This window comes from Endothiovibrio diazotrophicus, from assembly GCF_054657215.1.
The window spans coordinates 1-16382 of sequence record NZ_BAAHXB010000124.1; the positions used below are offsets into that span (position 1 = coordinate 1).

At 64.1% G+C, this 16382-nt stretch carries 17 protein-coding genes; 12 read left to right on the plus strand and 5 right to left on the minus strand.

Annotated features, from left to right (window positions below; all coding sequences use genetic code 11):
• From ACYQ2W_RS21865 to ACYQ2W_RS21890, 6 genes are all read left to right on the plus strand, one after another.
• The coding region (locus tag ACYQ2W_RS21865; protein WP_459872188.1) for a flagellin at positions 1-478 on the plus strand (478 nt) is incomplete at its 5' end.
• Between the two features lie 63 nt (positions 479-541).
• Positions 542-976: a flagellar protein FlaG gene (locus ACYQ2W_RS21870; protein ID WP_459872191.1), complete on the plus strand. Its 435-nt coding sequence runs from the start codon at positions 542-544 to the stop codon at positions 974-976.
• A 59-nt stretch (positions 977-1035) separates the two neighbouring features.
• Positions 1036-2421 (plus strand): flagellar filament capping protein FliD, encoded by a 1386-nt coding sequence (gene fliD / locus ACYQ2W_RS21875; protein ID WP_459872194.1) that lies wholly within the window; start codon positions 1036-1038, stop codon positions 2419-2421.
• Between the two features lie 273 nt (positions 2422-2694).
• Positions 2695-3147 (plus strand): flagellar export chaperone FliS, encoded by a 453-nt coding sequence (gene fliS, locus ACYQ2W_RS21880; protein WP_459872197.1) that lies wholly within the window; start codon positions 2695-2697, stop codon positions 3145-3147.
• Complete coding sequence (locus ACYQ2W_RS21885) at positions 3144-3497, plus strand: flagellar protein FliT (protein ID WP_488193054.1); 354 nt, start codon at positions 3144-3146, stop codon at positions 3495-3497. The genes fliS and ACYQ2W_RS21885 overlap by 4 nt, the downstream gene beginning before the upstream one ends.
• A 3-nt stretch (positions 3498-3500) precedes the next feature.
• Positions 3501-3992, plus strand: coding sequence for a HugZ family pyridoxamine 5'-phosphate oxidase (locus ACYQ2W_RS21890; RefSeq protein ID WP_459872203.1), 492 nt, complete (start codon positions 3501-3503; stop codon positions 3990-3992).
• 266 nt (positions 3993-4258) lie between these two features.
• Here ACYQ2W_RS21890 and ACYQ2W_RS21895 read toward each other — a convergent pair whose 3' ends face one another.
• Positions 4259-5047 (minus strand): enoyl-ACP reductase FabI, encoded by a 789-nt coding sequence (locus tag ACYQ2W_RS21895; protein WP_459872206.1) that lies wholly within the window; start codon positions 5045-5047, stop codon positions 4259-4261.
• Between the two features lie 160 nt (positions 5048-5207).
• Here ACYQ2W_RS21895 and ACYQ2W_RS21900 point away from each other — a divergent pair, with 160 nt between their 5' ends.
• The 3 genes from ACYQ2W_RS21900 to ACYQ2W_RS21910 all read left to right on the plus strand — a co-directional run bounded on the left by ACYQ2W_RS21900 (position 5208) and on the right by ACYQ2W_RS21910 (position 9604).
• Positions 5208-7037, plus strand: a complete 1830-nt coding sequence (locus ACYQ2W_RS21900) for an extracellular solute-binding protein (protein WP_459872209.1) — start codon at positions 5208-5210, stop codon at positions 7035-7037.
• 278 nt (positions 7038-7315) lie between these two features.
• Positions 7316-8365, plus strand: a complete 1050-nt coding sequence (locus tag ACYQ2W_RS21905) for a microcin C ABC transporter permease YejB (protein ID WP_459872212.1) — start codon at positions 7316-7318, stop codon at positions 8363-8365.
• A gap of 210 nt (positions 8366-8575) precedes the next feature.
• Complete coding sequence (locus ACYQ2W_RS21910; RefSeq protein ID WP_459872214.1) at positions 8576-9604, plus strand: ABC transporter permease; 1029 nt, start codon at positions 8576-8578, stop codon at positions 9602-9604.
• A gap of 165 nt (positions 9605-9769) precedes the next feature.
• On the opposite strand, the gene ACYQ2W_RS21915 is transcribed toward ACYQ2W_RS21910, so the two are convergent.
• The 4 genes from ACYQ2W_RS21915 to ACYQ2W_RS21930 form a co-directional block, all read right to left on the minus strand.
• On the minus strand, positions 9770-10675 hold the full coding sequence (locus tag ACYQ2W_RS21915) for an ROK family protein (protein WP_459872217.1): 906 nt from the start codon (positions 10673-10675) through the stop codon (positions 9770-9772).
• A gap of 177 nt (positions 10676-10852) precedes the next feature.
• A complete protein-coding gene (locus tag ACYQ2W_RS21920; RefSeq protein WP_459872219.1) occupies positions 10853-11419 on the minus strand; it encodes a hypothetical protein in 567 nt (188 codons plus the stop codon).
• A 276-nt stretch (positions 11420-11695) separates the two neighbouring features.
• Positions 11696-11935 carry a hypothetical protein gene (locus ACYQ2W_RS21925; RefSeq protein WP_459872221.1) on the minus strand — a complete coding sequence of 80 codons (240 nt, stop codon included), beginning with the start codon at positions 11933-11935 and terminating at the stop codon, positions 11696-11698.
• Positions 11936-12091: 156 nt separating this feature from the next.
• Positions 12092-12907, minus strand: coding sequence for a UDP-2,3-diacylglucosamine diphosphatase (locus ACYQ2W_RS21930; RefSeq protein ID WP_459872223.1), 816 nt, complete (start codon positions 12905-12907; stop codon positions 12092-12094).
• A gap of 271 nt (positions 12908-13178) precedes the next feature.
• Between ACYQ2W_RS21930 and ACYQ2W_RS21935 the strand changes: the two genes are divergently transcribed.
• From ACYQ2W_RS21935 to ACYQ2W_RS21945, 3 genes are all read left to right on the plus strand, one after another.
• Complete coding sequence (locus ACYQ2W_RS21935; protein ID WP_459872225.1) at positions 13179-14381, plus strand: glycosyltransferase; 1203 nt, start codon at positions 13179-13181, stop codon at positions 14379-14381.
• Entirely contained in the window at positions 14378-14773 is a 396-nt protein-coding gene (locus ACYQ2W_RS21940; protein ID WP_459872227.1) for a diacylglycerol kinase, read from the plus strand. Before ACYQ2W_RS21935 ends, ACYQ2W_RS21940 begins: the two co-directional genes overlap by 4 nt.
• A gap of 362 nt (positions 14774-15135) precedes the next feature.
• On the plus strand, positions 15136-16167 hold the full coding sequence (locus ACYQ2W_RS21945; RefSeq protein WP_459872230.1) for a glycosyltransferase family 4 protein: 1032 nt from the start codon (positions 15136-15138) through the stop codon (positions 16165-16167).
• Positions 16168-16382: the final 215 nt, after the last annotated feature.

A 16382-nucleotide genomic window follows, 5' to 3' on the forward strand; every position in this document is an offset into this window, starting at 1 on the left:
TACCCGGATCACCCAGGCGGTGGAGTTTAACGGCGTGAAGGTGCTCGGTGCCTCGGCCAGCATCACCTTCCAGGTGGGTGCCAAGGCGGTTTCCGGCACCGACACCATCAGCCTGAGCACGACCAACGTGGCGAGTTCCAACAGCACCACCGGTATCGGTAGCGCCCTGGGTACCTCCCTGTCGGTCGGTACCGCGGATGCGGCCCGCTCGGCGATCACCATGATCGACACCATGCTCGACCGGGTCAGCTCGACCCGCTCCGATTTTGGTACCATCCAGAACCGTTTCGAGTCGGTGGTGCGCAATCTGCAGAACGTCTCCGAGAACCTGTCGGCCTCGCGCTCGCGCATTCAGGATGCCGACTTCGCCTCCGAGACGGCGGCATTGACCCGCAATCAGATCCTGCAGCAGGCCGGCGTCGCAATGCTCTCGCAGGCCAACGCGGCACCGCAAAGCGTCCTGTCGCTGCTCGGGTAGACGTAGCCGGGTGAGCCCTGGGGCATCGCCGCCCCGGGGCGGTAACTGAAAGAGGACTCGATCATGGCTACCGAAATGCCCACAATCCCGCCGCCCGCGACCGGAATGGTTGTCGGGGCGGCAGGTGTCGTCGGTGCTGAGGGACGCCTGAACGGCCAAGTGTCCCTGGGTGTCGGTACCGCCCGGCCCTCAGCGGGAGACAAAGTGGCCGCTCAGCCGCGCGGCATCCAGGAAAAGAGCGACGAGCAGGCGCGCGAGCAGCAGGACAACGGGAAGAAGGACGATCTGGCCAAGGCGGTCGACGACATGAACGATCGTTCCGAATTGCTTCGCCGCAACCTCAAGTTCAGCGTCGACGACGAGAGCGGACGGATGGTAATCAAAGTGGTCGACTCGCAGACCGACGAGGTGATCCGGCAGATCCCGAAAGAGGAGATGCTGGAGATTGCCCGCAGTCTGGAGAAGGCCGAAGGGCTCCTGTTCCGAGCCAAGGCATAGTGACGAAGGGCGCGTCCCTGGTTTGAAGGGGGCGCCTGAACGCGCAAACGAGGTGCATCATGGCAGGGCTCAGCGCATCGGGAATCGGCTCCGGCCTGGATATCAAGGGCATCGTCTCACAGCTGATGGACATCGAGCGCCAGCCGCTCACCAAGCTCCAGGGCCGGATCAGCACCTACGACTCGCAGCTGAGCGCCTACGGCCAGCTGAAGAGCACCCTCGACAGCTTCGAGACCTCGATGAGCACGCTGTCGGCGGTGAAACACTTCGAGATCTTCTCCGCCAGCTCCACCAACTCCGACGCGTTGAGCGCCACCACCAACGAGTACGCCAGCGCCGGCAGCTATCAGGTCAAGGTGCTCGGTTTGGCGGAGAACCACAAGATGGGCAGCGCCAGCGGCCTGACCAGCTCCAGCACCTTCGGCGGTACCGCCGGCAACAAGCTGGATATCTCCTACGGCGCCAGCAGTACCTTCTCCATTGATCTGAGCAGCGCCAAGAGCCTCTCCCAGATCAAGGATGCGATCAATTCCGCCAGCGACAACCCCGGCGTGAAGGCGACCATCATCAACGGCACCGGCACCGAGCAGCGCTTGGTGTTGACCTCCGAGGAGTCGGGATACGACAACCGGATTACCGTGGACGAGAGCAATATCGGGGGTACCGCGCTGGGTTTGAGCACCCTCAACGACGGGTACACCGCCAGTCCGGACAATCTGAGTAGTATCCTCGACGCACAGCTCGAAGTGGACGGCATGGCGATCAGCCGCTCCACCAACAGCATCGACGACGTGATCCAGGGGGTTACCCTCAAGCTCACCGACACCACCGAGGACACCAGCAACCCCGGCACCTACAACAGCCTTACGCTGGACGTGTCGCGGGACGACAGTGCCGTGATCGACGCGGTGAACAGTTTCATCAAGGCGTACAACACCGCCATGTCCAAGCTGGATTCGCTGCACAAGGACGGTGGGGACCTGGAGGGGGACAACACGGTGTTGAGCATCCAGTCCCAACTGCGCGGCACCCTCAACTCCTCCGTTTCCACCAGCGGTACCTTCGGCTATCTGGCCGAGCTGGGGATCACCACCAATACCAAGACCGGTGAGCTGGAACTTGACGAGGACAAGTTGAAGTCGGCCATGGACACCGACTTCGACTCGGTGGCCAACGTCTTCGGCAAGGAAGACGAGGGTATTGCCGCCAAGTTGCAAAAGGCGGCCTACGACCTCACCACCTACGACGGCCTGCTCGACACCCGCAAGAAGGGGGTGCAGGAGCGTATCGACAGTCTGACCAACCAGCAAGACAACATGGAGTACCGTCTCGAGTTGATCCAGGAGCGCTATCAGAAGCAGTACAGCGGGCTCGATACCTCCCTCGCCAACATGCAGAGCATGAGCTCCTACCTGACCGCGCAGCTCTCCGGTCTGCTTTACTAGCAAGGTATCGACCGGACGCTAGCGCTGCCTCTTACCCACAAATCGGCCGATTTGTGGGTAAGAGGCAGCGCTAGGGAGGGGCGGCAACGCCCCTCTCCTCGTTTCGCCATCTAAGGCTTTTCCTCAAGTTATCCTGTACCTGCCGCTACCTTCCATAGGGGGGGGGCGCAACGTCGCCGGATGGCGAAAAAGCGTCTTGTCCCACCCGAAATCAACGTATACTTTAATGAAGCGGTCCGCCCCGGAGGGGCGGCGGTTGAATGAGAGGGTGAAATGGGCTATCCAAATCCGCGTGGCGCACTCAAGCAGTATGGTCAGGTGGCCACCCAGGCCGGGGTGGCGGTGGCCGACCCCCATCGGCTGATCCAGATGCTGATGGAGGGCGCGCTGGAGAAAATCGCCACTGCGAAGGGGATGATGGCCCGGGGCGATATCGCCAAGAAGGGCCAGCAGATCACCTGGGCCATCTCCATCATCGACGGCTTGCGGGTGAGTCTCGACAAGAAGGCGGGGGGTGACATCGCACGCAACCTCGACGACCTCTACGACTATATGGAGCGGCGGCTGTTCCAGGCCAACCTGGAGAACGATGCCTTGATCCTGGATGAGGTCTCCAGCCTCCTGCGCGACATCAAGAGCGCCTGGGACGCCATACCGGAAGAGGTTCGTCAGACCCATGGCAGCGCCCACCCCGATCCTTCCCGAGCTCGCCTCGGCGTCGGATGACCGCCCCCAACGACAACCCGGATCCTCTTGCCCCACAGCGCCGCGCCTCCGTCGCGGCGATTGTTCGTTGTAGCCAGGAGATGCTCTCCGCCGCCCGGGAAGGGGAGTGGGAACGGATGATCGAGCAGGAGCAGGCCCGCCGTCCGCTGATCGAGGCGTTTTTCGCCACCCCGCCGGAACGCCACGAAGCCCCCGCAGTAGCCGAGTTCATTCGCGAAGTGCAGGCGATCGACGCCGAAGTGATGGTGCTGGCCGAGCGGGGAAAGCAGGCCGCTGCGGAGGTGTTACGCCTGCTCACCAATCGAAATCGGGCGGCCGATGCCTATACCGCCGCCGCCCGGCGGCGCTGAGCGATGGATGCGCAGACCGCCTACCGCCTGGGATGCCTGCTGGCCGATGGGCGCTGGGCCGCTCTTGCCACCGTCGCCGACGGCGTTCCGTTGGCCAGTTGGATCTCCTACGTTGCCGAGCCGGGTCTCGCCGGCTGTCTTTTCCATCTCAGTACCATGGCCGCCCACACCCGCAACCTGCTGGCCGAGCCCCGGGTGAGCCTCGCGATCAGCGAGGCCGATGATGGGCGGGAAGATCCCCAGACCCTGGCGCGGGTTACCCTCAACGGGACGGTGGCGGTGATCGGGCGGGACGAGGCGGGGTATGAGGCGGCCAAGGCCCGCTATCTGCAGCGACTGCCCGAGGCCGCTCCCCGCTTCGAATTCGGCGACTTCGCCCTCTACCGCCTGGCGGTAATCGAAGCCCGCTTGGTCGGTGGCTTCGCCCAGGCGTACCGCCTTGGCCCCCCCGGTCTCAAGCAGGCGGCGGAAGCGTTGGAAGAGAAGAAGGGTTAAATGCGAACGCGCCAAGACGCGAAGGGCGCAAAGAGGCGTTGAGAAACCCCCTTTGCGCCCTTCACGTCTTTGTGCTGAATGCGTTTTTCGGGTCGGCCGGATAGGGATGTCGACCACGGGAAGCACGTCACTTCGTAGAGGCTGGTGCGCCTCCTGTCGTCGGCACACCCTACGTTCTAAACCAAGAAAAGACGCAATAAAACCAATACGTCTAAAATCTGCCGCGGACGCGGTGCGCGAACAGCGCACCGCGTCCGCGGCAGATTTTAGACGTCGGCGATGCCCATGCCGGTGATGTTGTAGCCGCCGTCCACGTACATGATCTCGCCGGTGACCCCCGAGGCAAGGTCGGAGCAGAGGAAGGCCGAGGCGTTGCCAACCTCCTCGATGGTGACGTTGCGCCGCAACGGCGCGTTGCGTTCGTTGTAGTCGAGCAGCCGATTGAAGTCGCCGATCCCCTTCGCCGCCAGGGTCTTGATCGGGCCGGCGGAGATGGCGTTGACCCGAATCCCCCGGGGGCCGAGATCCTGGGCCATGTAGCGGACGTTGGCCTCCAGGCTCGCCTTGGCCAGCCCCATCACGTTGTAGTGGGGCACGCAGCGCACCGCCCCCAGATAGCTCATGGTGAGCAGCGAAGCGTTGCGCCCACTCATCAGCTCGCGGGCGCCGCGGGCCAGTGCGGTGAAACTGTAGGAGCTGATCTCGTGGGCGATGCGGAAGCCGTCGCGGCTGGTGTTGGCGACGAACTCCCCGTCCAGCTCCTCCTTCGGCGCGAAGGCCACCGAATGGACCAGCCCATCGAGGCCGTCCCAGCGCTTCGCCAGCTCGACGAACAGTTGGTCGATCTGCGCATCGCTGGAGACGTCGCAGGGCAGTACCACTGTCGAGCCCAGCTCCTCGGCCAGTTTTTCGATGCGTCCACCCAGCTTCTCGTTTTGAAACGTGAAGGCGAGTTCCGCCCCCTGCTCGTGCATCGCCTTGGCCGCGCCCCAGGCGATGGAGCGGTTGCTGGCGACACCGACGATGAGGATGCGCTTACCGGAGAGAATTCCCATGGCGTTTCCCTAGAAAGTTGGTGATCGAGTTGTTCTTGGTCGATCGCAAAACATAGAATGCCGCAGAGGCGGAAAGACGGCCCGCTTCCATTTTTTATCAAACCCTTACGCCGTCCTCGTAGAGCCGAACATGATACATCCGATCCCCTCCCCAGAGAAGTTGACGCGATCCCTCGGATACGGATTCGCCCTGCTGTCGCTACTGTTCGTGCTTGCCGTGGGGAGGGCCGTGGCGGCGCCTGCGCTGGCACTGGGCTATGAGCCCAAGTACCCGCCCGGTTTCGATCATTTCGACTACGTGAACCCCGACGCGCCGAAGGGCGGGACCCTGACCCTGTCGGCCCTCGGCACCTTCGACAGCCTCAATCCGTTCGTCCTCAAGGGCAGTTCCGCCGATGGCCTGAGCGGCCTGCTGTTCGATACCCTGATGGCACAGAGCTGGGATGAGCCGTTCAGTCTCTACGGGCTGCTCGCCGAAGACGTGGAGCTGGCCGCCGACGGCCTCTCCGTCACCTTCCGCCTCAATCCGAAGGCGCGCTTCCATGATGGCTCGCCGGTCACCGCCGAGGACGTCAAATTCTCCTTCGATACCTTGATGAGCGAACAGGCCCATCCCAGCTACCGCCTCTACTGGGAGGATGCCAAGGGGGCCGAGGTGATCGACGAAAGGACCGTCCGCTTCACCTTCAAGCGGAAGAACCCGGAACTCCACCTGATCATCGCCAGCGGCCTGCCGATCTTTTCCCGCCATTGGCTGAACGGGCGGCCCCTCGACGAGGTGGTGCTGGAGGCGCCCATCGGCAGCGGCCCCTACCGGATCGAAAAATACGACCTCGGCATGAACATTTCGTTCCAGCGCGATCCCGACTACTGGGCCCGCGACCTCAACGTCCGTCGTGGACAATTCAACTTCGACCGCGTCGCCTTCACCTACTTCAAGGACGCCTCGGTCCAGTTGGAAGGGTTGAAGGCCGGGGTGTTCGACGCGGTGCTCGAGTACCACTCCAAAAAGTGGGCGCGGGAGTATGTCGGCGACAAGTTCGACGACGGTCGCATCCGCAAGGTGATCGAACCCCACCGTAACCCGCAGGGGATGCAGGGCTTCGTCTTCAACCTGCGCCGCCCCATCTTCCAGGACATCCGCACCCGCCGGGCGATCGCCCTGGCCCTCGATTTCGAGTGGTCCAACGAGAAGCTCTTCTTCGGCCAGTACACCCGTTGTGCCAGCTACTTCAACAACAGCGAGATGGCCGCCACCGGGGTACCCGAGGGCGACGAGCTGGCACTGCTCGAACCCTTCCGCGACCAGTTGCCGCCGGAACTCTTCACCCGTTCCCGGGAGCTCCCGTCCACCGCGCCGCCCGGTTCCCTGCGCAAAAACCTGCGCAAGGCGAAGCAGTTGCTCGACCAGGCAGGCTGGAAACTTCGCGACGGCGTGCTGGTCAATGAGCAAGGGGAGCGCCTCTCCTTCGAGGTGATCCTGGTGCAGAAGGGCTTCGAACGCATCGTCGCCCCGTTCGCCGCCAACCTGAAGAAGCTGGGGGTGGAGGTGAGCTATCGCACGGTCGATCTGTCGCTCTATGAACGGCGGGTGGAGAGCTTCGACTACGACATGATCGTCAGCGGCTGGGGCGTTTCCGCGTCGCCGGGCAACGAGCAGTTCGGCAGTTGGCACTCCCGCTCCGCCGACCAGCACGGCTCACGCAATCTGGTGGGGGTGAAGAGCCCGGTGGTCGACGCCCTGGTGGACAAACTGGTCTATGCCCCCGACCGCAAGGCCCTGGTGGCCGCGGCCAAGGCGCTCGACCGGGTGCTGCTGTGGGGCGACTACGTGGTGCCCCAGTGGTACATCCCCTATTTTCGCATCGCCTATTGGGATAAATTCGGCCTGCCGAAGACCTTGCCGCTTTACTATGGTGCGGAGAGCTGGATGCTCACCACCTGGTGGGCCAAGTCGAAAGAAGATTTGACTGCCGATGAACATAAGTAAACGTGAGTTCGATAGGGTAGGGTGCGTCCGCCGCGGCGCCGGGATGGCGGCTGCAGGCTGCCCGATAGGGCGTGCCGTGCGCGCCATGGCCAGCGAAGGCAGCGCTCGGAAAGGGTGGCAGGCGCTCACCGGCCGTAGCCTCCGTGCGGCACGGCGGCCACGGGCCGCCCCATAGCGATCGGCGTTCAACTCCGCGAAAAGGACCGAAGGGTCGTTATTTCATCCTCTGACCCATTTGTGTTCATTCGCGTTCATTTGCGGACAACTCTTCCTCTTCAATGCTCGCCTACATCCTCAAACGCCTGCTGTTGATGGTCCCGACGCTCTTCGGGGTGATCCTGATCACCTTCGTGGTGACCCAGTTCGTCCCCGGCGGCCCGGTGGAGCAGCTGGTCCACCAGCTCAAGGGGCAGTCGCTCGCCGGCGAGGTGAGCGGCGGCTCGCCGATCTATCGCGGCGATGCCGGTCTCGACCGCGAGCAGATCGATAAGCTCAAGGCGCTCTACGGCTTCGACAAGCCGGCCTACCAGCGCTTCCTCGGCATGGTCGGCCACTTCCTCACCTTCGATCTGGGGGAGAGCTATTTCCACCACCAGTCGGTGATGGAGCTGATCGTATCCAAGTTGCCGGTTTCGTTGAGCCTCGGCTTGTGGACCTTCGTGCTGACCTACGCCACCTGCATCCCGCTCGGCATCGCCAAGGCGGTGCGCGACGGCTCTCGCTTCGACGTGGTCACCTCCACCACCATCCTCATCGGCTACGCCATCCCCGGCTTCGTCCTCGGCATCGCCCTGCTGGTGCTGTTCGGTGGCGGCAGCTTCTGGGACCTTTTCCCGCTGAAGGGGCTGATCTCTGAGAACTGGAGCGAATTGGGGCCCTTGGACAAGGTGTTCGACTACCTGTGGCACATGGTTTTGCCGATCATCTCGCTCACCGTCGGTTCGCTGGCGGTAATGACCATGCTCACCAAGAACTCCTTCATCGAGGAGATCCGCAAACAGTACGTCCTGACCGCCCGCGCCAAGGGGCTGGAGGAGGGGCGCATCCTCTACCGCCACGTCTTCCGCAACGCCTTGATCCCGTTGGCCACCGGTTTCCCGGCGGCCTTCCTCGGCGCCTTTTTTGCCGGCAGCCTGTTGATCGAGACCATCTTCTCCCTCGACGGCCTGGGGCTGCTCTCCTACGAGTCGGTGATCAAGCGCGACTACCCGGTGGTGATGGGTACCCTCTACCTCTTCACCCTGCTCGGGTTGATCGGCAAGTTGCTCACCGACCTCACCTACGTGCTGATCGACCCCCGCATCCAGTTCGAGTCAGTGGAGAAGTAGCATGGTTTGGGCTTGGGTGCTGGAAACGCGGAGGACGCAGAGACGCAGAGAACGCGGAGAAGAGCGGGTAGGGTGGGGGATGTCTTGTCGTCGGCACGGTGCGGTGACCGTTTTCGACTCCCGGCGGGCGCAGCCCGCGACAAAAAAACTTTGCGTTCTCTGCGTCTCTGCGCCCTCCGCGTTATCCATTCCAAGCCGGGGAGAGTCCCCATGAATGGCGATCACCTGAGCCCGGGGAGGAGGGCGTGGCGGCGCTTCAAAGCCAATCGGCGGGGCTACTACAGCCTGTGGATATTCGGCGTGCTGTTCATCGTGAGCCTGTTTGCCGAGCTGCTCTCCAACGACAAACCGCTGCTGGTCCAGTACCAGGGGGAGTACTACTTCCCGATCGTGGTGAGCTACCCGGAGACCACCTTCGGTGGCGACTTCGAGACCGAGGCCGACTATCTTGATCCGTACGTGCGGCAGAAGATCACCACCGGCGGCAATTGGGCCCGCTACGCCCCCAACCCCTACTACTACGACACCATCAACCTCCAGGTGGAGCACCCCAATCCGGCGTCCCCTTCGGAGCAGAATCTGCTTGGTACCGACGATCGCGGTCGCGACGTGCTCGCCCGGTTGCTCTACGGCTTCCGCATCTCGGTGCTGTTTGCGTTCGCGCTTACGGTCATCGGCACCCTGGTCGGGGTGATCGCCGGCGCCCTGCAGGGATACCTGGGCGGGCGCTTCGACCTGTTTGCCCAGCGCTTCATCGAGATCTGGGGCTCGATGCCGGAGCTCTACCTGCTGATCATCTTCGCCTCCATCTTCCAGCCTTCCATCTGGCTGCTGTTGGTGTTGCTATCGCTGTTCGGCTGGATGGGCCTCTCCGACTACGTGCGCGCCGAGTTCCTCAAGGGGCGCAACATGGACTACGTCACCGCCGCCCGCGCCCTGGGTGTCTCCGACACCGCCATCATGTGGCGTCACCTGCTGCCCAACGGCATGACCCCGGTGATCACCTTCCTGCCGTTCCGCGTCTCTGGCGCGATCCTGGCACTGACCTCGCTGGATTTCCTCGGCCTTGGCGTCCCCTCCAGCACCCCGTCGCTGGGCGAGCTGCTCTCCCAGGGCAAGGAGAACATCGAGGCGTGGTGGCTCTCCATCTCCACCTTCGTCGTCCTGGTCGGCACCCTGGTGCTGCTGATCTTCATCGGCGAGGCGCTGCGCGAGGCGCTGGATACGCGGCGGGGGTAAGGGACGCGGAAAAAATAGATTATCCCAAACTCGCTTGTCTCGCGGCCCGTCTTCGGCGTTGCGGCAAGGGTTACATAGCCGGGCTATGCGCCCCTTGCCGCGCCTTGAAGACGAACCGCGATCCGGCGCGATTTTGGGACAATCCATTTATTCCGCGTCCCTAAGTCAATCGCTCCACAGCCAGGCGGCGCCGCGGACGCCGCTGGAGTCGCCGTGGCGGTGTTTCAGCAGGCGAGTGTCGACGCGGTCGGAGAAGACCCATTGGCCCCATCGTTCGGGTACGTTGCGGTAGAGCCGGTCGAGGTTGGAGAGGCCGCCGCCGAGGACGATGACCGCGGGGTCGATCAGATTGATCACCGAGGCCAGTGCCCGGGCCATGCGCGATTCGTAACGCCGCAGCGTCGCCTCGCACGCCTCGCCTCCCCCCGCCGCCCGTTTCGCGATCGTTTTCGCGTCCCGCTCCTCCCCAGTGACTTCGCGGTGATCCGCCGCCAGCGCCGGTCCGGAGAGCCAGGTCTCGATACAGCCTCGCTGACCGCAATAGCAGGGAGGGCCGGGCAGCTCATCGGGTTGCGGCCACGGCAGCGGGTTGTGGCCCCACTCCCCGGCGATGGCGTTGGGGCCGGCGAGCAGCCGGCCGTGGACCACGATGCCGCCGCCGGTGCCGGTGCCGATGATCACTCCGAAGACGCTCGTCGCCCCTGCTCCGGCACCGTCCGCAGCCTCGGAGAGGGCGAAACAGTCGGCATCGTTGGCCAGGCGCACCGGGCGGTCGAGGATCGTCGCCAGATCGTGGTCGAGGGGGTGGCCGATGAGCCAGGTGGAGTTGGCGTTTTTCACCCGGCCGCTGGTCGGCGACAGCGCACCGGGGATGCCCACCCCGACCGTACCACGCGCGCCCAGCCGTGCCTCCAGCTCGGTGACCAGGGAGCGAATCACCTCCAGGCTGCCACGGTAGTCGCCCCGCGGGGTGGATCGCCGCAGCCGTGCCAGGATCTCACCATCCGCGCCGAGCGCCGCCACCTCGATCTTCGTCCCGCCGAGATCCACCCCGATCCGCAGTTCATTCATATCGGCCACCCCTGTTCGACGATGCGTCGAGTTTTACCACGAAGGGTGTTGGTGGTCTCCAATCGGTTGCCGAAGGAATACGGCTATACGTCACTTGGTGTTTTTGTAGGCCAAAAAAAAGCGCCGCCCGGTGGCCGGGCGGCGCTTTTCGAGCTCGAAGAGCCCCGTTCGGACCGCTTACGGGTTGGCGGCCTTGAATCGGGCGATCAGGGCATCTGGGCGGTGCTTCTTGTTGTGCTTGTTGAGCACGTAGACCACCGTCTCCCCGTTGGGGCCGGCGCCGATGTCGGTGTAGCGGTAGGGGGCTTCACCCACCTGTCGGAAGGACTTCACGTCGTCCCAGTTGTCGAAGACGTAGATCCGGCCTTCGCTGCGGATCTCGGCATAGAAGCCGTCCTGCGCGCCGTCGATCTTGCCGTCGAACATATCGACCGAGGCGATGCCTTCCATCTTCTTCTTGTCGTGCTTGTGCAGGCCGAAGACGACGGTTTCACCGTGGGGGCCGACACCGATGCGCACCTTGCGGAACGGCGTCTCGCCGACACTGAGGTACTCCTTGTAGACACCCGCGTCGTCGAAGACGTAGATGCGCCCTTCGTGATGGACCTCGTAGTAGTCGTCGTTGTTGAGGGGCGCCGCCTTGGCGGTCTCCTCCTTGGTGGATTGGCTCTGGCAGGCCGCCAGGGTCAGCGCCAGGGAGGCCGCGGTGAGCACGCGCGCCAGGGGAGAAGCGAACTTCAACATCTCTGCACCTCTTGGGATATAAAGCCGGTAGATCGGCGGCCACGTTATCGGTTCACTGTGACACGGGGGTGAATCGATTGTTACCAAAAAGTTACAGCCGTGCGGGGGGCGGGAAATCAACCATGAAGAGAGAGGCGCCAATAGCGAGGCGTGCGGTGGTCGATGTCGATCAGGATGGGGTGGGGAGAGATGGGTGGGCGGCGAAGGGCACACTCCCTCGTGCCCTTCATTTCACGCTGCCTGCCCTTCAAGGAGAAATCCGGCGAGAAAGGGATGTCAGGCCATCCAGTCCTCGTTGCTGACCATCACGTAGTGGTCTTCGTACTCGCGTACGGTGGTGTGGAGGACGATCTGCGGGTCCACCGCGGGGGCTACGTAGCGGCTGTTCTGCCGGGTCGACCAGATTGGGGTGAGGCGACGCAGCGGGGTGGTGGCGACGCCGATGGCGGGGGCGCGCCGGTGGAGGCGGAAACGGCGGTTTTCCCGCTCGGGCCAGATCGGTTTCGGCGACTGCATGGTGTAAGCCCTCTGTTCACTTGGCCTTTGTCCATTCTATCGGCCGGAATCGCACCCGCTGTAGCGGGCATCCCGTTGTCCACCAGCATACCGCGATCGTGTCGGTTTGGGATAGAGGGGCGGGGAGTCGATGTGAAAAGGCGGCGAGGGGCGGGATCAGGCGGTATGGGTCAGCGGTTCCCCTTCGGTCTCGGTGGCGGTGCCCGCTACGTCGCGCTCGTCGAGCAGCAGCGCGCTCTCCTCGGTCCAGTTGAGAATCTGCAACGAGCCGTCACGGTTCTCCACCAGGGCGGTGCAGCTCTCCACCCAGTCGCCGCAGTTGTTGTAGAGCACACCGTCGATCTGGCGCATCGAGGCGTGGTGGATGTGGCCGCAGATGAGACCGTCCACGCCGTGGCGTTCGGCCTCGCTGACCACCGCCTGCTCGAAGTTGCCGATGTAGTTGACCGCCTCCTTGACGCGGGTCTTGATGTAGGCCGACAGCGACCAGTAGGGGAAGCCGAGGCGGCGGCGGATCACGTTGTACCAGTGGTTGATCCGCAGCAGCGCCTCGTAGCCCTTGTCGCCGATGTGGGCGAGCCAGCGGTTGTGCATCACCACGCAGTCGAACTCGTCGCCGTGGAGCACCAGGAAGCGCCGCCCGTCGGCGGTGGTGTGGACTGCGTTGAGCGCGATGTTGACGCCTCCGATGTAGCTGCCGACGAAGTCGCGCAGCTTCTCGTCGTGGTTGCCCGGCACGTAGACGACATGGGCGCCGTTGGCCGCCTTGCGCTGGACCATCCGCACCAGTTGGTTGTTGATCTCCGGCCAGTGCCAGCTTTTCAGCTTCCACAGATCGAGGATGTCGCCGACCAGATAGATGTAGTCGGCCTCGATGTTGGAGAGGAAATCAAGCAGGTATTCGGCCTTGGCATCCCGCGTGCCGAGGTGGACGTCAGAGATCCAGACTGCGCGGTAGTGGAGACTGCCCATGGTTCACGGCCCTTGTGGTGTTCCAATTGGCTGCAAAGTCTTGGGTCGAGGCGTGACGTTTTCTTTACTGGCAGATGAAGTTTTGGGGGGCTTATCCGGGGGGGAGGAACGTTGCGGATATCCAGGCGTGGATCGGTCGATTCGGTTCATCAAGCGGTCACACGCCGTTCCTACAGTGACGCGAATTTTTCCCGTGATCCTGCGGCGCCTTGTCCTGAGCGCATTGGGGAGGGCTCTGAACCCGCCGATACTTCATTGCCGGAGTACTAGCATGCGCATACTGATGATCTCCGACGTCTATTTCCCCCGGGTGAATGGCGTCTCCACCTCGATCCGCACCTTCCGACGGGAGTTGGTGTCCCTCGGCCATCAAGTGACGCTGATCGCCCCCGACTATGGTGAACCCACCGACGATGAAGCGTGGATCATTCGGGTGCCGGCGAAGAGGGTGCTGTTCGACCCCGAGGATCGCATGATGGGCTACCGGGCGGCGAAGGGGTTGCTCGATCGGCTGCGCAAGGGGGACTATGAGATTCTCCACATTCAGACTCCCTTCATCGCCCACTACGCCGGTGCTTGGCTCGCCCGGGAGTTGGGTATCCCCACCGTGCTCACCTACCACACCTACTTCGAGGAGTACCTGCACCACTATCTGCCGCTGGTGCCGAAAGGGGTGATCCAGCCGCTGGTGCGCTGGTTTTCACGCAGCCAATGCGGCGATGTGGACGCAGTGGTGGTACCGTCGACGGTGTTCCGCACGGTGCTGCAGGACTACGGGGTGCGTAGCGAGCTGCACGTGCGTCCCACCGGCATCGACCTGCGCCGTTTCACCGGCGGCGACGGCAGCCGCTTCCGTGCCGCCCGCGGCATCGACCCGCAACGGCCGGTGGTGATGTTCGTCGGGCGTATCGTCCATGAGAAGAACATCGGCTTCCTGCTGGAGGTGGTCAACGAGGTGAGGCGAACGCTCCCCGACATCCTCTTCGTGATGGCCGGCGAGGGGCCGGCCGAGGGGGCGCTGAAGGAACGGGCGATCCGTCTCGGACTCGACCGCAACGTCCGCTTTGTCGGTAATCTCCACTCGCTGCCGGAGCTGGTGGACTGCTACAGCGCCGCCGATCTCTTCCTCTTCGCGTCGCGCACCGAGACCCAGGGGCTGGTGCTGCTGGAGGCGATGGCACTCGGCGTGCCGGTGGTTTCCACCGCCGAGATGGGGACCCGTGATATCCTCGGGGCGGGTCGCGGCGCAGCGGTGGTAGAGGAAGATCTGCATGCCTTCGCCGCCAAGGTGACCGAGCTGCTCAACGACCCGCAGGGGCGCCACCGTCTGGGGGCGGAAGGGATCGAGTATGCCCGGGAATGGTCGGCCGGAGAGATGGCCCGGCGGATGGTGGAACTCTACGAGGAGACGATCGAGATGAGCGAGACGCTGGATGAGCTGGAAGAGTCGATCGACGAGGTGACCGAGCGGTGAGCCCGGTCGCCAACAAGCCCAACGGTACCGGCCTCGGCCGGATCATCCGCGCCTTCGGCTGCTCGGTCGCCGGTTTCCGCTCCGCCTACAAGCACGAATCGGCCTTCCGCCAGGAGGTGGCGCTGTTCGTCGTGATGGTCCCCCTTGGTTACTGGTTCGGCCATGACGGCGTGGAGCGGGCGCTGCTCATCGGCACCCTCTTCCTGGTGCTGATCACCGAGTTGCTCAACTCCGCGGTGGAGGCGGCGGTCGACCGCATCAGCAACGAGCACCACCCGCTCTCCGGCCGGGCCAAGGATATCGGCTCCGCCGCGGTATTCCTCGCGCTGAGTACCGTGGTGGTGGTGTGGGCGCTGGTGCTCCTCCCGCGTTTCTGGCCCGTTTATCCGTGACGTCGCCGGGTTGAAAACAAAAGGTCACGCAACCGTTACCCGGACGTAATGCCCCGCCGGGAAAATTCCCGAATGATCTGTTCGGGGAACATCTCGTCGAGGCGTCTTAGGGCCCGCAAAAGAATAACTTCCTGTTTTGGGGCGTCGGGACGCCTCTCCGGTAAGACGCGCAAAGGGGCGCATACTCGTTGTATGCAACCCTTTGCGCGACGCCGCCGGAGGGGATGGATCGGTGTTCCAAAACAGGAAGTTATTCTTTCGCGGGCCCTTACTTCGCCCGTTCGCCCATCGTTGCCGCGTTCCGCGGCAGGGTTCCCCGTCTCCCCCGCGATCCCTTCGATCCCGAGCACGAGTGAACCCGCATGCGTATCGCCCTGGTAACCGACGCCTGGCAGCCCCAGGTCAACGGGGTGGTCACCACCCTCCGCACCACCGTCTCGATCCTTCGGCGCTGGGGGCACGAGGTGCTGTTGCTGACCCCCGAGGGGTTTGCCACGCTGCCGTGTCCCAGTTATCCGGAGATTCCACTGTCGCTGTTTCCGGGCCGACGGGTGAATCGCGAGCTGGAGGCGTTTCGGCCGCAGGCGGTACACATCGCCACCGAGGGCCCCCTGGGGTTTGCCGCACGGCGCTACTGCGTGGCTCGTGGGTTGCCCTTCACCACCGCCTACCACACCCGCTTCCCCGAATACGTGCGCCTGCGGGTGCCGGTCCCGCTGTCGCTGAGCTACCGCTTCATGCGCTGGTTCCACGGCGGGGCGACCCGCACCTTCGTCGCCACTGACACCCTGCGCCAGGACCTCACCGACTGGGGCTTCGACCATCTGGTCACCTGGTCCCGCGGCGTCGACGTCGATCTGTTCCATCCGCAGCGGCGTGAAGCGCCCGAAGTGGAGGGGCCGGTCTTCCTCTACGTCGGGCGGGTGGCGGTGGAGAAGAATATCAAGGCGTTTCTCGATCTCGACCTGCCGGGGAGCAAGATGGTGGTGGGCGGCGGACCCGGCCTGGAGTCGCTGCGGCGGGCCTACCCGAAGGTCCACTTCACCGGCCCGCGCTTCGGCGAGGAGCTGGCGCGCAGCTACGCCTCGGCGGACGTCTTCGTCTTTCCCAGCCTCACCGACACCTTCGGCCTGGTGCTGATCGAGGCGATGGCCAGCGGCCTGCCGGTGGCCGCCTTCCCGGTGACCGGGCCGGTGGACCTGATCCGGCAGGGGGTCACCGGCTACACCGGCGACGATCTCGGTGCCTGCGCCATCCAGGCCCTGGAACTGGGGCGCGAGGCGCCCCGCGCCTTCGCCGAGGGCTTCTCCTGGGACGCCTGCACCCGCCAGTTCCTCGATGGCCTCGCCCCCTTCGACGGGGTGGGCGAGGCGGTGGCGATGGAGCAGGGGTAGGGGCCCTCTCGTTCCCACGCCCCGTGGAAACGTCTTCCTCGCCGTGTGGCGTCCTGCTGGGAGAACGCACGGCGTTTCTGTCGAAACCTGAATCCCGCTGCCTACCTCACCTGTAGGAGCGGCCCTTAGGCCGCGATGGTCCGAAGTGCCGAATCTTCCGCAACTTGCGGAGGAAAGCGGACCGGACAGGGCGTCATCGCGGCCTAAGGACCCGA